Here is an 18,964-nt window from a genome sequence, read left to right on the forward strand (position 1 = left end):
TGGATAGCGTGCCAGGAACTGGCGCAAACCCTGTAGATAAAGACCTTTATTCCATGATTCGGCAGCAGTTGCCAGGAGGGGGAATGGGTCTTACCGTCGTGATGTTCGGGGCACTCGGACTGTGCTGGGGGTCGAACTTCATCTACATGAAACTGGCTGCCGAAGTCATCTCGCCGGCGCAGATGACCCTGCTGCGAGTCGCCTGCGGCTTCGTGCCCTTGCTGCTGGTGGCGTGGCGGCGAGGGGTGATGGAGCGCGGGCAACTGCGGCTGCTGCCGCATTTCGGCGTGATGGCGGTACTCGCCACGGCGTTCTACTACTTCGCCATCGCCAAGGGGACCGAGCTGCTGCCGTCCGCCGTCGCCGGCGTGCTGGGCGGGACCATCGCCCTGTTCACCACCCTTGCCAGCCTGCTGTTTCTTCCTGCTCAGAGGCCCAATGCCGCCATGCTCGGCGGTGTCTGGCTCGGTTTTATCGGCGTGGTGCTGTTGATCGCGCCCTGGCAGGGCACAGTGGCGATGCTGGATGGCCGGGGTGTGCTCTGGATGCTCGGGGCGGCGGCGCTGTTCGGCGGTTCCTACGTCTATGTCTGCCGGTTTCTCGCGCCCCACGGCCTGCCGCCCCTGGCGCTGGTGACCTGGCAGATGGGGCTGGCCCTGGCGCTATTGCTGCTGGTCACCGATACCTCGGGCATGGGCGACTTGCTGCGACAACCGCGGGCGCTGGCGGGGGTGACCCTAGGGCTTGGCGTGTTGGGCACCGGGCTGGCCTTCCTGATCTATTACGCCCTGCTCGAGCGGCTGGGCGCCGTCGCTTCGGCGGCCGCGACCTATCTCACTCCGGCGGTAGCCCTGATCATCGGCTGGGCCAATGGCGAGGCGGTGGGGCTGCGTGAACTGTCCGCAGCGGGAGTGATCCTGCTGGGGATCGCTCTGGTGCAACGGGGACGTACTCGTGCCAGCGGCTAGCGCACCACGATCAGGGCACTGCCAGCGGCTTCCAGCATGTTGCGGGTGTTGCTGCCCATGAAGAAGTGGCGCAGACGGGAATGACCGAAGGCGCCCATCACCACCAGCTCCAGGCCGTGCTGCTTGCGGTAGCGCTCCAGGCCCAGTTCCACGTCGCCGTCGGTGAAGGCGGTGGTGACCTGGCGGCCCCCGGCACGGAGTTCGGCGGCGGCGCGGGCGAGGGCGGCGCGGCGTTCCTCGCGGTCGCGGCCAACGGTCACCAGGTGGCAGGCCAGGCCCTCGAACAGCCGACAGGTCGCTACCCAGGTGACCGCCTTGCGCGCACTGCTGCTGTCGTCGTAGGCCAGCAACACGCCCTTGGGGTCGACGAATTGATGGCCGGCCACCAGCAGCGGACGCTGCAGCAGGCGGATGGCGCTTTCCAGGTGGCGGCCGATCAGCCGCTTGGGCGGGCTGTCCTCGCCCTGGCGACCGAGCACGATGAGATCGAAGTCTTCCTGCAGGCTTTCCAGCGAAGTCATCAGATCGCCGTGCTGCAGCACGGCGCCGGCGCACTGGGCCCGCTGCTGCTCTACCCGCAGCTGGGCGGCATCGAGCAGCAGTCGGCCCTGGTCTTCGGCCAGGCTGCCACGCTGGGCATCCAGGGCCGCCAGTTCGGTGAGCAACTGTTCGCGATTGCCCAGCAGCGGCGCCGGGACACCGTGACCAGGGCGGGGAAAGCGGCGCTGGTCCAGTACGTGCAGCAGGGTCAGGGGTACGCCTAGCGCGTTACCGGCCCAGGCGGCGAAGTCGCAGACGGCGGCGCTCACGGCCGAGCCGTCGAGGCAGGCGAGGATCTTGGGCATGGCCGCGGGTCTCCGAGAGCAGGGCGTTGCTGCGACAGACCCGGGCGCGGCGCCCGGGGTTCAATCGCCGCGGACGAGGTCGTCGCTCACGCCGCCCCGGCGCAGCAGTTGCTTGCAGCGCTGGGACAGGTGCAGCACCCGTACCCGCTTGCCGGCCTTGGCGTAGCGTTCGTGCAGGGTGCGCAGCGCCGCGACCGCCGAGTAGTCGACGAAGCTCAGGTGGCGGCAGTCCACCATCACCTTCGGCGGATCGCCGGCCGGGTCGAACTGGTTGAGGAAGGTAGCGGTGGAGGCGAAGAACAGGGTGCCGTGCACCTGGTACTTCTTGCTGCCGTCGGTGTCCAGGTGGCTGTCCGCATAGAGCCGGCGGGCGTGCTGCCAGGCGAAGTTGAGCGCTGCCAGGACGATGCCGCAGAGCACGGCGGTGGCCAGGTCGGCGAACACCGTGATGACGGTGACCGCGACGATCATCAGCATGTCGCTGCGCGGCACCCGGTGCAGCACTCGTAGCGAGGCCCAGGCGAAGGTCTGCTGGGCGACCACGAACATGGTACCCACCAGGGCGGCCAGCGGAATCCGCTCGATCAGCGGCGAGAGGAACAGTACGAAGAGCAGCATCAGCCCTCCGGCGACCACCCCGGACAGCCGGCCCCGCCCCCCGGAACTCAGGTTGATCATGGTCTGGCCGATCATGGCGCAACCGCCCATGCCGCCGAATAGTCCGGAAGCGATGTTGGCCGCACCCAGGGCCACGCACTCGCGGTTGGGATAGCCGCGGCTCTCGGTGATCTCGTCGGTGAGATTCAGCGTCAGCAGGGTCTCCAGCAGACCGACCAGGGCCATCAGCACCGCATAGGGCAGGATGATCTGCAGGGTGTCGAGGGTCCAGGGAATATCCGGCAACGCCAGTTGCGGCAGGCCGCCGGCGATATGGGCCATGTCGCCCAGGGTGCGGGTCGGCAGGTCGAGGCAATACACGGCCAGGCCCACGCCGAGGATGGCGGCCAGGGCCGGTGGCACCGCGCGGGTCAGCCGCGGCAGCAGCCAGATGATGGCTATGGTCGCCGCGGTGAGACCGAGCATCAGGTACAGCGGGGCGCCGCTCAGCCAGGCGCCGCCCTGCCTGAAGTGCTCCAGCTGGGCCAGCGCGATGACGATGGCCAGGCCGTTGACGAAGCCCAGCATCACCGGGTGCGGCACCATGCGGATCAGCTTGCCCAGGCGCAGCAGGCCGAAGGCGATCATCAGCAGGCCGCCGAGTACCACCGTGGCCAGCAGGTACTGCACGCCGTGCTGGACCACCAGGGCGACGATGACCACCGCCATGGAGCCGGCGGCGCCGGAGATCATGCCGGGTCGACCGCCGAACAGAGCGGTGAGGGTGCAGATGAAGAAGGCGCCGTAGAGCCCCATCAGCGGATTCAGATGGGCGACCAGGGCGAAGGCGATGCACTCGGGCACCAGGGCGAAGGACGTGGTGAGACCGGCCAGGATGTCGGCGCGGGCGGAGACTCTTTTCATGGCGTATCCAGAACGGGTGACGGCGCCTTGGCGCGCGGTCACGAAAAACGACGGGGCAGGACGAGGGGCGCACGCCCCGGGGAAGGGTAGCGGGCGGCGGAGGCACGCGGGGCTATGGCGGCGTCGGCAGGCGATTGGACATGACGGGAAAGGTCCGAGGTATCGCGAGGAAAGATGGGCAGACTAGCACGACTTGCCGCTGCCGCCGAATCGGCGGGACTGGTGGTCGTGGTCGGGGCGCACCTGCACAAAGTGACCTGGTTCAAGCTTTCGCCGGTTGCTGCTCGTCACCGGCGAACATCTCCGGGCAACGCGACTCAAAGGCGCGTTGCGCAGCGGGATGCGCGACATCCTTGCAGTGGCGCCTCGCTCCAGCCTGTCTGACCAGCCTGGAGCGCTTCGCCACTGGACCGTCGAGGCCTCACGCAGGAGTCAGCCCCATGGAGCTCAATTATCGCAGGGACATCGATGGCCTTCGCGCCATCGCCGTGCTGCTCGTCGTCCTCAACCACGCCGGCTTCACCGCCTTCGGCGGCGGCTACATCGGGGTCGACGTCTTCTTCGTCATCTCCGGCTATCTGATCACCCGCAAGACCGCCCCGGACATCGCCCAGGGTCGCTTCAGCTTCGCCGACTTCTATCTGCGGCGGGTGCGGCGCCTGCTGCCGGCCTTCGTCGCCATGGCCCTGGTCACCAGCGTGGCGGCGGCCTTCATCCTGCTGCCGCGGGACCTGGCGGTATACAGCAAGAGCCTGATGGCGGCCTTGTTGTCGATCGCCAACGTCTTCTTCTGGCGCGCCAGCAACGGCTACTTCTCGCCCACCGCCGACGAATTGCCGCTGCTGCACACCTGGTCGCTGGCGGTGGAGGAGCAGTACTACCTGTTCTGGCCGGTGCTGCTCCTGCTGGGCTATCGCTGGCTGGGCGTGCGCCGTTGCGGCCAGGCCGCGATCCTGCTGGCCGTCGCCGGCTTGGCGCTGTCGGAGTGGGCCGCTCGCGCCCAGCCCAATGCCGCCTACTACCTGCTGCACGCGCGGGCCTTCGAACTCCTGCTGGGCAGCCTGCTGGCCCTCTACTGGGACCGCCTGCCGCGCCCCAGCGCCGGGCAGGCGAGTGCCCTGGGAGTGCTGGCCCTGGCGCTGATCCTGGTACCGGCCTTCACCCTCGATCACCACAGCCTGTTCCCTGGCTTCAACGCCCTCTGGCCCTGCCTGGGCGCTACGTTGCTGATCTGGACCGGCGAGAGCGGTCGCGGTCCGGCGCGCTGGCTGCTGGCGCAGCGGCCGCTGGTGTTCGTCGGCCTGATCTCCTATTCGCTCTATCTCTGGCACTGGCCGCTGATGGCCTTCGCCAACTACATGGAATTGCCCAAGGACCTGGCGCTGCGCCTGGGCCTGGTGGCGGCCTCGCTGCTGCTGGGTACCCTGTCCTGGCGCTTCGTCGAGCAACCCTTCCGTGGTCGGCTGCGCTGGTCGCCGCGCGTTACCTTCGCCGCCCTCTACGCTGCCCCTTTGCTGGTCGGTGCCCTGGCGGTCGGGCTGACCCTCAAGTTCCAGGGCTTCCCCCAGCGTTACGACGGCCCCACCGCGGCCATGGTCGAGGCACTCGACAGCAGCTTCGTCACCGCACGTGGTGGCTGCTTCATCGAGGAGTTCGGCAACGTGGCGACCCAGTGGACGCCGGAGCGCTGCCGCCTGGGCGCCACCGACCGGCCGCGGCCGGACGTGCTGCTGGTGGGCGATTCCCACGCCGCCGCCAGCACCGGGATGCTCGATGTGCTGCTCAAGGACGCCGGCCTGCGCGGCTTCGACATGACTCGCAGCGGTACCCTCTACCTGCCGGGTATCTCCGGGCTCTACATCACCCGGCCGGGCAATCGCCTGGACCCCTCCATCCAGCTCACCGCGCCGGTGGTGACCCAGGCCATTCGCGAGGGCGGCTATCGCTACGTGGTGCTCGGCGGGCGCTGGCCGATGTACCTGGAAGGCATGAGCGAGACGGGGCTGTCGCACTACAACGTGCTGCGCCGTGAAGGCGACGCGGCGACACCCGCCGAGCTGCTGCGCGAGGGCATGGACAATGCCATCCGCATCATCACCGAGAGTGGCGCCACCCCGGTGATCCTCGCCGGCATACCCGAGGTCGGCGCCGGGCGTGATACCTGCCAGGTGAAGAATCGCCTGTTCCATACCAGCAACGATTGCGCCGTCGACCTGGCCGAGGTGATGCGACGCCAGGAGCCCTTCACCCTGATCCTCGACGACCTCAAGCAACGCTATCCGCAGCTGGTGACCCTGGATCCCAAGGCGATCACCTGCGATGCCCGGCGCTGTCATTCCGCCCTGGACGGCACGCCGCTGTACCAGGACGGCAACCACCTGAACGTCGAGGGTTCGCGGCTGATCGGCGAGCGCCTGATCGAGCAGGGCGACAATCCGCTGCAGCCCGAGCCGGCACCGCCGGTCCTGCAGGAAAAGACCATCCGCCAGGCTGCTTCGGGCTGAGGGATGGAAGGGCGACTTCCATTGATCGGCGACAACCGCTTAGTGCTCGATAAGCCGGGCGGTTGGGTTACTCTTGCCTCAGGACCCGGCCAAGTACCGGGTCCAGCCTGAACGAGGACAAGAACCGTGGATATGAACCGTCGGCAATTCTTCAAGGTCGCTGGAGTCGGCCTTGCGGGATCCAGCCTGGCGGCGTTAGGCATGGCTCCCACAGCCGCCTTCGCCGACCAGGTGCGTCATTTCAAACTGGCGCACACCGTGGAAACCCGCAACACCTGTCCCTATTGCTCGGTCGGCTGCGGCCTGATCATGTACAGCATGGGCGACCGGGCCAAGAACGTGGCCCAGAACATCATTCACATCGAGGGCGACGCCGACCACCCGGTCAACCGCGGCACCCTCTGCCCGAAGGGCGCCGGCCTGCTGGATTTCATCCACAGCCCCAATCGCCTCAAGTACCCCGAGGTGCGCAAGCCCGGCAGCAACGAGTGGACCCGCATCAGTTGGGACGAGGCGCTCGGGCGCATCGCCACCCTGATGAAGGAGGACCGCGACGCCAACTTCATCGCCACCAACGACCAGGGCCAGACGGTCAATCGCTGGTTGACCACGGGCTTCCTGGCCGCTTCGGCGTCCTCCAATGAAACCGGTTATCTGACGCAGAAGATCGCACGGAGTCTGGGCCTGCTGGCCTTCGACAACCAGGCGCGCGTCTGACACGGCCCGACGGTGGCAGGTCTTGCCCCGACGTTTGGCCGTGGTGCGATGACGAATCATTGGAGCGACATCAAGAACGCCAATCTCGTCCTCATCATGGGCGGCAATGCCGCCGAAGCCCACCCGTGCGGCTTCAAATGGGTCACCGAGGCCAAGGCGCACAACAACGCCCGGCTGATCGTGGTCGATCCGCGTTTCACCCGTTCCGCCTCGGTCGCCGACTACTACGCGCCGATCCGGACTGGCAGCGACATCGCCTTCCTGGGCGGGCTGATCAATTACCTGATCACCCACGACAAGATCCAGCAGGAGTACGTCCGCAACTACACCGACGCCGGCTTCCTGGTGAAGGAAGGCTTCACCTTCGAGGACGGCCTGTACAACGGCTACGACGCCGAGAAGCGCACCTACACCGACAAGGTGAACTGGGGCTATCAGATCGGCGACGACGGCTTCGTCAAGATCGATCCGACCCTGCAGGATCCGCGTTGCGTCTTCCAGCTGATGAAGCAGCACTACAGCCGCTACACCCTGGAAGTGGCCAGCCAGACCTGCGGCACGCCGCCCGACGCGATCCAGAAGGTCTGGGCCGAGATCGCCGAGACCTCCGCGCCCGGTCGCGTCATGACCATCCTCTATGCCCTGGGCTGGACCCAGCACTCCATCGGGGCGCAGATCATTCGCTGCGGTGCCATGGTGCAGTTGCTGCTGGGCAACATCGGCCTGCCGGGTGGTGGGATGAACGCACTGCGTGGTCACTCCAACATCCAGGGCCTCACCGACCTGGGGCTGCTGTCGATCCAGCTGCCCGGCTACCTGACCATCGGCGGCGACGGCGAGCAGGACTACAACACCTTCATCGCCCGCCGCGCCAGCAAGCCGCTGCGCCCGGGGCAGATGAGCTACTGGCAGAACTACGGCAAGTTCCATGTCAGCCTGATGAAGGCCTGGTACGGCGACAAGGCCACCAAGGACAACGACTGGTGCTACCACTGGTTGCCCAAGGTCGACGTCACCGGTGCCGGCTACGACGTGCTGCGCTACTTCGACATGATGGGCAAGGGCCAGGTCAACGGCTACGTCTGCCAGGGCTTCAACCCCATCGCCGCCTTCCCCAACAAGGCCAAGGTGCTGCGCGGGCTGTCCAAGCTCAAGTGGCTGGTGATCATGGACCCGCTGGCCACCGAGACCTCCGAGTTCTGGCGCAACCATGGCGATCACAACGACGTGAACACCGCCGAGATCCAGACCGAGGTGTTCCGCCTGCCCACCACCTGCTTCGCCGAGGAAGACGGCTCCCTGGTCAACTCCAGCCGCTGGCTGCAATGGCACTTCAAGGGCGCCGAGGCACCCGGCGAAGGGCGCAGCGACATCGCCATCATGGCCGAGCTGTTCCTCAAGCTGCGCGAGGCCTATGGCAAGGAGGGTGGAGCCTTCCCCGATCCCATCCTGGGGCTCTCCTGGCCCTATGCCAAGCCCGAGGAACCTTCGCCCGAGGAGCTGGCCAAGGAGTACAACGGCTACGCGGTCACCGACGTGCTGGATGCCAAGGGCGCGGTCTCGGCCAAGGCCGGTCAGCAACTCGCCGGTTTCGGCCAGTTGATGGACGACGGCAGCACGGCGTCGGGTTGCTGGATCTTCTGCGGGTCCTGGACCGAGCAGGGCAACCAGATGGCGCGGCGCGACAACAGCGATCCCTTCCACATGGGGCAGACCCTGGGCTGGGCCTGGTCGTGGCCGAACAACAGACGCATCCTCTACAACCGCGCCTCCTCGGACCTCAGCGGCAAGCCCTGGGACCCGAGCAAGAAGCTGGTGTGGTGGAACGACAAGGCGCAGAAGTGGGGCGGTACCGACGTGCCCGACTACAAGATCGACGCCAAGCCGGCCGACGGCATGAGTCCCTTCATCATGAACCCCGAAGGGGTGGCGCGTTTCTTCGCCCTGGACAAGATGGCCGAGGGGCCCTTCCCGGAACACTACGAGCCGTTCGAGACGCCCATCGGCGTCAATCCGCTGCACCCCAACAACCGCAAGGCCACGAGCAGCCCGGCGGCGCGGGTGCTCAAGGACGACTGGGCGGATTTCGGCGATCGCAAGGACTTCCCCTATGCGGCCACCACCTACCGCCTGACCGAGCACTTCCACTACTGGAGCAAGCACTGCCGCCTCAACGCCATCATCCAGCCCGAGCAGTTCGTCGAGATCGGCGAGGTGCTGGCCAAGCAGAAGGGCATCGCCGCCGGTGATCTGGTGCGTGTCACCTCCAAGCGTGGCCATATCGTCTGCAAGGCGGTGGTGACCAAGCGCATTCGCCCGCTGCAGGTCAACGGCGAGACGGTGCACCACGTCGGCATCCCCATCCACTGGGGCTTCTCCGGCGTGGCGCGGATGGGCTATCTGGCCAACACCCTGACCCCCTTCGTGGGTGACGGGAACACCCAGACGCCCGAGTTCAAGTCGTTCCTGGTCAACGTGGAGAAAGCGTGATGGCAAGCCAAGATATCTATGCCCGCTCCGCGACCACCACGGCCTACTCGTCGGTGCGCACCCAGGCGGAAGTGGCCAAGCTGATCGATGTGTCCAAGTGCATCGGCTGCAAGGCCTGCCAGGTCGCCTGCTCGGAATGGAACGAGTTGCGCGACGAGGTGGGTCACAACCACGGCACCTACGACAACCCGGCGGACCTCACCGCGGATTCCTGGACCCTGATGAGGTTCACCGAGCACGAGGACGAGGCCGGCAAGCTGGAGTGGCTGATCCGCAAGGACGGCTGCATGCACTGCGCCGAGCCGGGTTGCCTGAAGGCCTGTCCGAGTCCGGGGGCCATCGTCAAGTACGCCAACGGCATCGTCGACTTCAACCAGGACCACTGCATCGGCTGCGGCTACTGCATCGCCGGTTGCCCCTTCGATATCCCGCGTATCTCGAAGAAGGACAACAAGGCCTACAAGTGCTCGCTGTGTTCGGACCGGGTCGGGGTCGGCCTGGAGCCGGCCTGCGTCAAGACCTGCCCGACCGGCGCCATCGTCTTCGGTACCAAGGACGCCATGAAGGAGCACGCCGCCGAGCGCATCGTCGATCTCAAGAGCCGCGGCTACGAGAATGCCGGCCTGTACGACCCGGTTGGGGTAGGGGGCACCCACGTCATGTACGTGCTGCACCATGCCGACCAGCCGCAGCTGTACAACCACCTGCCCAAGGACCCGACCATCAGTCCCACCGTGGGGCTGTGGAAGGGGTTCACCAAACCCCTGGCGCTGTTCGCCATGGGCGCGGCGGTGCTGGCCGGCTTCTTCCACTACGTGCGTGTCGGCCCGAACCGGACCGATGACGACGACGAGGTAGTCGAGGCGCCGCCCCGTCCCGAGGGCGATGCGCCCAAGGGCGAGGTCAAGCAGCTGAGTCCGTCCGTGCAGATCTTCGATCCGCACGACAAGCAGCCCTAGCAGGGGTACGCCCCCGGTTAGCCGGGGGGCGTCCTGGGAGATCGAGATGAAACCTGAAATCCAGCGTTACAACGCCAACGAGCGGACCAACCACTGGATCGTGGCGATCCTGTTCTTCATGGCCGGGCTGTCGGGACTGGCGCTGTTCCATCCCGCGCTGTTCCCGCTGTCGAGCCTGTTCGGCGGCGGCACCTGGACGCGCATCCTGCATCCCTTCATGGGCGTGGCGATGTTCGTGTTCTTCGCCTTCCTGGTGATCCGCTTCTGGCGGCACAACAAGATCGGTCGCGAAGACGCCCAGTGGCTCAAGCAGATCGACGACGTGCTGAACAACCGCGAGGAAAAGCTGCCGCCGATCGACAAGTACAACCCCGGGCAGAAGATCCTGTTCTGGGTGCTGCTGGCCTGCATGCTGGTCCTGCTGGTCAGCGGCGTGGTGATCTGGCGGCAATACTTCGCCCACCTGTTCCCCATCCCGGTGATCCGCCTGGGCGCCCTGGCCCATGCCGCCGCCGCCTTCGTGCTGGTGCTGTCGATCATCGTGCACATCTATGCCGGGATCTGGATCAAGGGTTCGGTGACCGCGATGATGACCGGCTGGGTCAGTCGCGCCTGGGCGAAAAAGCACCACTCGTTGTGGTACGAGAAGGTCACCCGCGAGAAGAAGTAAGTCCGTCGCCGTCGGGCTGCGCTCTGCCCAACCGCGTCTAGGGTGCAGGGTGCTTTCCCCGTACGCCGATTCGACCCCCTCTCCCTCTGGGAGAGGGTTGGAGTGAGGGTAACGGTGGCGTCTGCCTTACGAAACCCAACACCCCCAACCCTCCCGCTATCCTGAATCCTCCTCTTCCACCGTTCTGCTAAGGAGCCCTGCCATGGCGGGCCAGATCCTCGAACCCGGCGAAATCGAAGCCGCGGCCGTCAATCCCGATTTCATCCTGCTGCCTGGTGGCGAGCTGTTCGGCTATCGCGCCGATCGCCTGCGCCTGCTGGCCGCCGGCAATGCCCTGGGCGACTACCTGTTGCTGATGGCTGAGCTCTGCGAGGCCCAGCAAGGGGTCTTCGACCGCCTCGCACTCCTGCCGCTGGACGAGGCGCGCCATGCCCAGAGCCTCGAGCACGGCCTGCCGCCGCTGGGCTACGACACCCTGGTGCGCGAAGGCCACTGGCTACCCGCGCTGGATGCCCTGCTGGAGGCCCTGAAGATCGAGCAGGCGTCGGTGCAGGCCGCCCTGGACGAACTGCGCCAGGCCGATGCCGGCCAGCGCAAGGCCTGGGCCATCGCCCTGCTGGCGGGCAGCTACGAACTGGTGCCGGCCGGCGTGGTGCCCTTCCTCGGCGCCAGCCTGCAACTGGCCTGGACCCACTGGCTGCAACGCAGCGACTTCAGCGCCCTGCGCGAACAGGGCAGCCAGACGTCCTGCCCCTGCTGCGGCGCGCCACCCATGGCCGGCGTCATCCATCACCTGGGCAAGGCCAATGGCCTGAGGTACCTCACCTGTTCGCTATGCGCCTGCGAATGGCACTTCGTGCGGGTCAAGTGCAGCCACTGCGAGACCGGCAAGGGCCTGGGCTACTACTCCCTGGGGGCCGACGATGCCAATGCCCAGAAGGCGCCCCTGCGCGCCGAGACCTGCGCCCACTGCAAGACCTACCTCAAGCACCTCTATCGCGACCATGACGCCCGCAGCGAACCCCTGTCCGCCGACCTTGCCAGCCTGGCGCTGGACGTCCGCCTGGCGGAAGAGGGCTACCAGCGCCACGCGCCCAACCTGCTGTTCGCCCCGGGCTAGACCGGGCAGGGCGGTCGCCGTAGCTTCCGTTTTCGCCTATGGCGGGCTGCCTGGGCTTTGCCATTGTTGGCGTACGCACCCGCCTGTACTTCGTGAAGCCAAGCCGCACGAACCTCGGCGAAGCGGTCGCCAATGATGCTTATCGCGCCAAGAGTCAGTCGGCGGCGCCCTGTCGCCGCCAGGTCATGTTGCAGAGCCAGTCTATCGACGGGCACAAAACCTTCTATCACGCCGCGCGGCTAAGGCGTCTAGTATGGAGTTTGCGCCGCTTCGGCGGTGTGCCCATCTGATGAGGGGATAACAATGCTCGAAACGTCCGCTTTTTTGCCCGTGGTAGGGCTCCCATCGACGCCGGTCCGAGCCTGGCATCGGTACCTGTCGAGCCAACAGGCCTAAGCCGCCGGAACCACGACTTCAGCAGGCCGTGACGCCGTCGCGGCCGACCAACCGGATGAACAAGACCTAAGGTAGCCAAGAAGATGTCGACCGAATCCAAGTGCCCGTTCAATCACGCCGCCGGCGGTGGTACCACCAACAAGGATTGGTGGCCGAACCAGCTCAATCTCAACTTCCTGCACCAGCACTCGTCGTTGTCCGACCCCATGGGCGAGGAGTTCGACTACGCCAAGGAATTCCAGAGCCTGGACCTGGAAGCGGTGAAGGCCGACCTGCGCGCCGTGATGACCGATTCCCAGGACTGGTGGCCGGCCGACTTCGGCCACTACGGTCCGCTGTTCGTGCGCATGGCCTGGCACAGCGCCGGTACCTATCGAGTCGGTGATGGTCGCGGCGGTGCGGGCCAGGGCCAACAGCGCTTCGCCCCGCTCAACAGCTGGCCGGACAACGTCAGCCTGGACAAGGCGCGCCGGCTGATCTGGCCGGTCAAGCAGAAGTATGGCCGCAAGATCTCCTGGGCCGACCTCATCGTCCTCACCGGCAACGTCGCCCTGGAATCCATGGGCTTCAAGACCTTCGGCTTCTCCGGCGGTCGTCAGGACGTCTGGGAACCGGACGATGCGGTGTTCTGGGGTTCGGAAACCGTCTGGCTGGGTGGCGACGTCCGCTACGGCCAGCACAAGCAGATGGAGCAGCCCGGCGATGGCGTGCTGACCGCGCAGCCCGAGCAGCATCCGGTCGAGCACAGCCGCAACGAAGGTCCCAGCCGCGTGCTGGAGAATCCGCTGGCCGCGGTGCAGATGGGCCTGATCTACGTGAACCCCGAGGGTCCGAACGGCAACCCCGACCCGGTGGCCTCGGCCCATGATATCCGCGAGACCTTCGGCCGCATGGCCATGAACGACGAGGAAACCGTCGCCCTGATCGCTGGTGGTCACGCCTTCGGCAAGACCCACGGTGCCGGTCCGGCCACCAGCGTGGGCGCCGAGCCGGAAGCCGCCGACCTGGAGCAGCAGGGCTTCGGCTGGCAGAACAGCTACGGCACCGGCAAGGGCGCTGACACCATCACCAGTGGTCTTGAGGTGACCTGGACCTCCACGCCCACCCGCTGGAGCAACGAATACTTCGAGAACATGTTCAAGTTCGAGTGGGAGCTGTTCAAGAGCCCGGCCGGTGCCCACCAGTGGCGGCCGAAGGACGGCGCCGGGGCGGGTGCCGTGCCCGATGCCCACGATCCCAGCAAGCGTCACCAGCCGACCATGCTGACCTCGGACCTGGCGCTGCGCTTCGATCCGGCCTACGAGAAGATCTCCCGCCGTTTCCTGGAAAACCCTGACCAGTTGGCCGACGCCTTCGCCCGTGCCTGGTTCAAGCTGACCCACCGCGACATGGGGCCCCTGGCCCGCTACCTGGGCCCGGAAACCCCGGCCGAAGAGCTGCTGTGGCAGGACCCGCTGCCCAAGGCCGAAGGTGAGCCCCTGGGCGAGGCCGAGGTCAAGGCGCTCAAGGACAAGCTGGCAGCCTCCGGCCTGAGCGTATCCGAACTGGTCGGCACCGCCTGGGCGGCTGCGTCCACCTTCCGCGGTTCCGACAAGCGGGGCGGGGCCAACGGCGGCCGTCTGCGCCTGGCACCGCAAAAGGACTGGGAGGTCAACCAGCCGGCGCAACTGGCCAAGGTGCTGGGCGTGCTGGAAGGCATCCAGCGTGACTTCAAGGGCCAGGGCAAGCAGGTCTCCATCGCCGATCTGATCGTGCTGGCCGGTAGCGTCGGCGTGGAAAAGGCCGCCCAGGCGGCGGGTCACTCGATCAGCGTGCCCTTCACCCCGGGTCGCGTGGATGCCTCCCAGGAGCAGACCGATGTCCATTCCTTCGGGCACCTGGAGCCCTGGGCCGATGGCTTCCGCAACTACGTGGGCGGGGAGTTCAAGGTCAAGCCGGAATTCCTGCTGGTGGACAAGGCGCACCTGCTGAACCTGACCGCGCCGGAGCTGACGGTGCTGTTGGGCGGCCTGCGTGTGCTGGACATCAACGTGGGCGGCGCCAAGCACGGCGTCTTCACCCAACGGCCGCAGACCCTGACCAACGACTTCTTCGTCAACCTGCTGGACATGGCCACCGAGTGGAAGGCCACCGGTCCGGACAAGGCCACCTTCGAAGGTCGCGATCGCAAGACCGGCGCCCTGAAGTGGACCGGTACCCGGGTCGACCTGGTGTTCGGTTCCCACGCCCAGCTGCGGGCGCTGAGCGAGGTCTACGGCAGTGCCGACGCCCAGGAGAAGTTCGTCAAGGACTTCGTCAAGGTCTGGACCAAGGTGATGGAGCTGGATCGTTTCGATCTGCGTTGATCGTTGCGCGGTAACTGAAAACGCCTCCTTCGGGAGGCGTTTTTTTTGGCCTCGCCAGCGAGGTCCCCGTCCGTCGCCGATCAGTGGTTGCGCCGGAAAAACCCGCCTCTCAGAGAGGGCGCGATCCCCGTGAGGCTTGCGCCATCCCGCCTTAAGCAAACCCTAATTCCGCCTTAAGGAGCGCGTAACCGGAGAGATACAAACTGCGCTAAACAACCAGAGGCTGTCCCCATGGAAGCGCTTGCCGAACTCTCTCTCAGTCTGGTCGAAGGTGCCGTGCGCCCCGACCTGTGTCGCGACGAAGTCCTCGCCGATCTGTTCGAGGCTACCGCGGCACGGGCGCCCGAACGGCCGGCGCTGCTCGAAGGCGAGCGCAGCCTGAGCTACGGCGAGCTGGACGCCTGGGCCGACCGCGCCGCTTCGCGGCTGCTGGCCGCGGGTGCCGGACCGGGTCGGGTGGTCGGCCTCTGGCTGCCGCGCGGCATAGAGCTGCTGGTGATGCAATTGGCCATCGCCAAGACCGGCGCCGCCTGGCTGCCCTGCGATGCCGAAACGCCGGCCGACCGTGTGGCGCTCTGCCTGGAGGATGCCCAGGCGGTCATCGTGATCACCGGGGCGCCGTTCGCCGATCTGCTGGCGCGTCCGGGCCTTGCGTGCTGTACGCCGAATCTGCTGAGCGCCCCCTTGGCCACTGGCGAGACCCTGCGTCGCCGCGGCCAGGTCTCGCCGGACAACCTCGCCTACCTGATCTACACCTCCGGCTCCACCGGCAAGCCCAAGGGTATCGGCATTCGCCAGGACAGCATCTGCCACTTCCTGCGCAGCGAGAATTCGCTGCTCGGCATCGAGGCCGGCGACCGGGTCTACCAGGGTTTCTCGGTGGCCTTCGACATGTCCTTCGAAGAGATCTGGATCAGCTACCTGGTAGGTGCCACCCTCTGGCTGGCGCCGCGAGAGATCACCGCCGATCCCGAAGCCCTGGCCCGCGCCCTGACCGCCAATCGCATCAGCGTGCTACATGTGGTGCCGACGCTGCTGGCGTTGCTGCCGGAAGACGTCCCCAGCCTCCGGCTGATCAACCTCGGCGGCGAGATGTGCCCCGAGCCGCTGGTGGCGCGCTGGAGCCGGCCGCAGCGGCGCCTGTTCAACACCTATGGCCCGAGCGAGGCCACCGTCTCGGCGAGTCTGGCGCAGCTGCAACCGGGCGAGCCGGTGACCATCGGCCGGCCGCTGCCCAACTACAGCCTGCTGGTGGTGCACGCCGATGCCAGCCACCCCCTGGCGCTGTTGCCGCGCGACCAGGTGGGCGAACTCTGCATCAGCGGTCCGGGCGTGGCCGATGGCTACCTGGGCCGTCCGGAGCTGACCGCCGAGAAATTCCTGGCCAACCCCTGGAGCACCGGCAGTCACGACCTCAAGCTCTATCGCACCGGGGACCTGGCGCGGGTCGACGAACACGGCCAGGTGCACTGCCTGGGCCGCGTCGACGACCAGGTGAAGATCCGTGGCTATCGCGTGGAACTGGGGGAGATCGAAGCCACCCTGGCCCGGCAACCCGGCGTGGGCACCGTGGCCGTGGTGCTGCGCGAAGAGGGCGGCGTGGAGCAACTGGTGGCCTTCATGGTCGGCGACGGCGGCCCGCTGCCGCGCAGCGACCTGTTGCGGACCGAGCTGGCCGGCTGCCTGCCGCTGTACATGGTGCCGAGCCGCTTCGAATGGCTCGGCGAGATGCCGCGGCTGAATTCCGGCAAGATCGATCGCAAGCAACTGCGCGCCCGCCCGCTGGCCATCGCTGCCGTGGCGCCGGTGGTCGCGGCCAGCGGCGCCCTCGGCGCGGTCCTGGCGGCCACCGCCGAGCTGTTCCCCGGCCAAGCCCTGCTGGCCGAGATGGATTTCTTCGATGACCTCGGTGGTCATTCGCTGTTCGCCGCGCGGCTGGTCTCGCGGCTGCGCCAGGACCCGCGCTATGCCAGCGCCACGGTCAAGGCGGTCTATGCCGGTCGCACCCTGGGTGCCATCGCCGAAACCCTCGAAGCCGATGCCGAACAGGCCGGCGAGGCCACGGCCACCGAGGCCTGGGCCCCGCCCAGTCGCTGGCGGCGCTGGCGCTGTGGTCTGGCCCAGGCGGTGGCCCTGCCGCCGCTGGTGACCCTGCGCCTGGGGCGCTGGCTGGCGCCGTTCCTGGCCTTCCCCCTGCTGATCCATTCCGGTACGGCGCTGCCACTGGCCATGCTGACCGCCCTGGGGCTGTTCGTCCTGGCCATCGGCCTGGAATTCGCCGTGGCCCTGGTCGGCAAGCGTCTCACCGGACGCCTGGAAGCCGGTCGCTATCCGCTGTGGGGCCTGACCTACTACCGCTGGTGGCTCGGTGAGCGCTTCCTGGCCCTGGCCCCGGCCTACCTGCTCTGCGGCTCGCCGCTGGCGCGGGGTTGGCTACGGGCGCTGGGTGCCCAGGTCGGCACCGAGGCGTTCATCGGTACCTTCACCCTGCGCGTCCCCGAACTGCTCTCCCTGGAGCGGGGTGCGAGCCTGGGCAATGGCGTCAACTTCGAGAACGCCCGGGTGCTGCGTGGCGAGTTGCTGCTGGGCGCCGTCAGCGTCGGTGCGGAAGCCCAGGTGGGGTCCTATGCCATCCTCGAGGGTGACACCCGCCTCGGTGCTGGCGCCCGCCTGCAAGCCCAGTCCGCGCTGCGCAGTGGCCAGCAGGTCCCGGACGGTCGCGTCTGGGGCGGTGCCCCGGCCCATGACCAGGGCGCCGTGGGTGCCCGCGTCGCGCCGCCAGCCCCGGTCTCCCGCGCTCGCCGTGCGCTGCTGAACGGACTCTACGCCCTCAGCGGCCTGGCGGTATCGGTGCTGTTCTTCATGCCGCTGTTCCCCCTGGCGCTGCTGATCGACGAGCTGGAAAGCTTCGGTGGCCTGCCCTGGTGGCACACCTCTTCGCTGCTGCTCGATGCCCTGCAATACGGCGTGCTGGCCCTGCCACTGGGCGTGGTCAGCGTGGCCCTGACCCTGCTCGGCTGCGCCCTGGCCCGCCGGCTGATCCTGCCGCGCCTGGAAGAGGGCCAGTGGTCGGTCGACAGCTTCTTCTACTGGCGCAAATGGCTGGCCAACCTGATCCAGGAGTCGGCGCTGCAGAGTCTGCAGGGACTCTATGCCACGGTCTATTCGGCGCTCTGGTACCGCCTGCTGGGCGCGCGCGTCGGCCGTGACGCCGAGATTTCCACCGCCCAGGGCCCGGTGTCCTCGCTGCTGGAGCTGGGCGCCGAGACCTTCATCGCCGACGCCGTGATGCTCGGCGACGAGCAGGTCGCCCAGGGCTGGATGACCCTCAAACGCACCTCCATCGCCCGCCGCAGCTTCGTCGGCAACGGTGCCTACGTCGCCGATGGTTGCCATGTCCCCGAGGATGCCCTGATCGGCGTGCTGGGCCGGCTCGATGAAGGCGTACCGCTGCGCCAGGGCGAAACCTGGCTCGGCTCGCCCGCAGTACGGTTGCCGGCGCGGGAAACCCTCACCGGCTACCCGGAAAGCCTGACCTTCCGCCCGGCGCCCTGGCGTCGGGTGGCCCGCGGCCTGATCGAGGCCCTGCGCATCGTGCTGCCCACCGGCTTCACCGTGGCTGCCGGCTGCGCCATCGCCGAAGCCCTGGTACCGCTGTGGCAGCAGGGTGCCTGGCTGCCACTGCTCGGCGAGACCCTGCTGGCCGGCAGCGCCTTCGCCCTGGCCAGCTTCGGGGTGGTGCTGGCGCTCAAGTGGCTGGTGGTAGGGCGCTATCGTCCGCGCTCGGCGCCCATGTGGACCTTCTTCGTCTGGCGTAGCGAGGCCATCACCAGCCTCTACGAGACCCTGGCGGTGCCCAACCTGCTCGGCACCCTGCGCGGCACGCCCTGGCTGCCGCTGGCCCTGCGCCTGCTCGGCGCCCGGCTGGGTCGCGGTACCTACCTGGATAGCACCGACCTCACCGAATTCGACTGCGTGCGCCTCGGTGACCATGGCGAACTCAACGCCCTGGCCGGTCCCCAGACCCACCTGTTCGAAGACCGGGTGATGAAGGTCGGCGAGGTCGAGCTGGGCAAGGGCGTCAACCTGGGCCCGCGCAGCGTGGTGCTCTACGGCGCCCGCGTCGGCGACGACGTGGAGCTGGGCCCGCTGTCGCTGGTGATGAAGGGCGAGACCCTGCCGGCACGCTCGCGCTGGGAAGGTAACCCGGTCCAGCCACGCCGCTGAGAGCCAGCTCAAAGTCTGCTGCGCGTCGGCCATACTTCGTTGAAAACGGCTTCGGAATGCTCATTTACCACTCGTAAATTCCGCTTCCTCAGCCGTTTTCGCCTTGTCTGGCTCTAGCTCGCGAGACTTTGAACAGGCTCTGGACTCTCTGTCATACAACCATAAAGACAGCCCTGGATACTCCGCCCCGTACAACGATGAC

At 67.2% G+C, this 18,964-nt stretch carries 10 protein-coding genes; 8 read left to right on the top strand and 2 right to left on the bottom strand.

Annotated features, from left to right (window positions below):
- Positions 1-83 precede the first annotated feature (83 nt).
- Positions 84-968, top strand: a complete 885-nt coding sequence (locus tag AR540_RS22805) for a DMT family transporter (protein ID WP_059232252.1) — start codon at positions 84-86, stop codon at positions 966-968.
- On the opposite strand, the gene AR540_RS22810 is transcribed toward AR540_RS22805, so the two are convergent.
- Positions 965-1,813, bottom strand: coding sequence for a universal stress protein (locus tag AR540_RS22810; RefSeq protein WP_059232253.1), 849 nt, complete (start codon positions 1,811-1,813; stop codon positions 965-967). The genes AR540_RS22805 and AR540_RS22810 overlap by 4 nt on opposite strands.
- 60 nt (positions 1,814-1,873) lie before the next feature.
- Positions 1,874-3,334 (bottom strand): SulP family inorganic anion transporter, encoded by a 1,461-nt coding sequence (locus AR540_RS22815; RefSeq protein WP_059232254.1) that lies wholly within the window; start codon positions 3,332-3,334, stop codon positions 1,874-1,876.
- A gap of 440 nt (positions 3,335-3,774) precedes the next feature.
- Between AR540_RS22815 and AR540_RS22820 the strand changes: the two genes are divergently transcribed.
- From AR540_RS22820 to AR540_RS22855, 7 genes are all read left to right on the top strand, one after another.
- Positions 3,775-5,838, top strand: a complete 2,064-nt coding sequence (locus AR540_RS22820) for an acyltransferase family protein (protein ID WP_059232255.1) — start codon at positions 3,775-3,777, stop codon at positions 5,836-5,838.
- 126 nt (positions 5,839-5,964) lie between these two features.
- On the top strand, positions 5,965-9,045 hold the full coding sequence (gene fdnG / locus AR540_RS22830) for a formate dehydrogenase-N subunit alpha (protein ID WP_153014303.1): 3,081 nt from the start codon (positions 5,965-5,967) through the stop codon (positions 9,043-9,045).
- Positions 9,045-10,004, top strand: coding sequence for a formate dehydrogenase subunit beta (gene fdxH, locus AR540_RS22835; protein ID WP_059232258.1), 960 nt, complete (start codon positions 9,045-9,047; stop codon positions 10,002-10,004). Before fdnG ends, fdxH begins: the two co-directional genes overlap by 1 nt.
- Before the next feature lie 46 nt (positions 10,005-10,050).
- Positions 10,051-10,674, top strand: coding sequence for a formate dehydrogenase subunit gamma (locus AR540_RS22840; protein ID WP_059232259.1), 624 nt, complete (start codon positions 10,051-10,053; stop codon positions 10,672-10,674).
- Between the two features lie 202 nt (positions 10,675-10,876).
- The gene (gene fdhE, locus AR540_RS22845; protein ID WP_059232260.1) at positions 10,877-11,794 is read left to right on the top strand and encodes a formate dehydrogenase accessory protein FdhE; all 918 of its coding nucleotides are present in this window, start codon (positions 10,877-10,879) and stop codon (positions 11,792-11,794) included.
- Between the two features lie 479 nt (positions 11,795-12,273).
- Positions 12,274-14,535 carry a catalase/peroxidase HPI gene (gene katG, locus AR540_RS22850; protein ID WP_059232261.1) on the top strand — a complete coding sequence of 754 codons (2,262 nt, stop codon included), beginning with the start codon at positions 12,274-12,276 and terminating at the stop codon, positions 14,533-14,535.
- Positions 14,536-14,766: 231 nt separating this feature from the next.
- Positions 14,767-18,762 (top strand): Pls/PosA family non-ribosomal peptide synthetase, encoded by a 3,996-nt coding sequence (locus tag AR540_RS22855; protein ID WP_059232262.1) that lies wholly within the window; start codon positions 14,767-14,769, stop codon positions 18,760-18,762.
- Positions 18,763-18,964: the final 202 nt, after the last annotated feature.

The organism is Pseudomonas sp. EpS/L25, assembly GCF_001512295.1.
Classification (GTDB): Bacteria; Pseudomonadota; Gammaproteobacteria; order Pseudomonadales; family Pseudomonadaceae; genus Chryseomonas.

Coding starts and splice junctions, on each gene's coding strand:
- AR540_RS22805 (WP_059232252.1), top strand. CDS start 84: ATGGGTCTTACCGTCGTGATGTTCGGGGCACTCGGACTGTGCTGGGGG.
- AR540_RS22810 (WP_059232253.1), bottom strand. CDS start 1,813: ATGCCCAAGATCCTCGCCTGCCTCGACGGCTCGGCCGTGAGCGCCGCC.
- AR540_RS22815 (WP_059232254.1), bottom strand. CDS start 3,334: ATGAAAAGAGTCTCCGCCCGCGCCGACATCCTGGCCGGTCTCACCACG.
- AR540_RS22820 (WP_059232255.1), top strand. CDS start 3,775: ATGGAGCTCAATTATCGCAGGGACATCGATGGCCTTCGCGCCATCGCC.
- fdxH (WP_059232258.1), top strand. CDS start 9,045: ATGGCAAGCCAAGATATCTATGCCCGCTCCGCGACCACCACGGCCTAC.
- AR540_RS22840 (WP_059232259.1), top strand. CDS start 10,051: ATGAAACCTGAAATCCAGCGTTACAACGCCAACGAGCGGACCAACCAC.
- fdhE (WP_059232260.1), top strand. CDS start 10,877: ATGGCGGGCCAGATCCTCGAACCCGGCGAAATCGAAGCCGCGGCCGTC.
- katG (WP_059232261.1), top strand. CDS start 12,274: ATGTCGACCGAATCCAAGTGCCCGTTCAATCACGCCGCCGGCGGTGGT.
- AR540_RS22855 (WP_059232262.1), top strand. CDS start 14,767: ATGGAAGCGCTTGCCGAACTCTCTCTCAGTCTGGTCGAAGGTGCCGTG.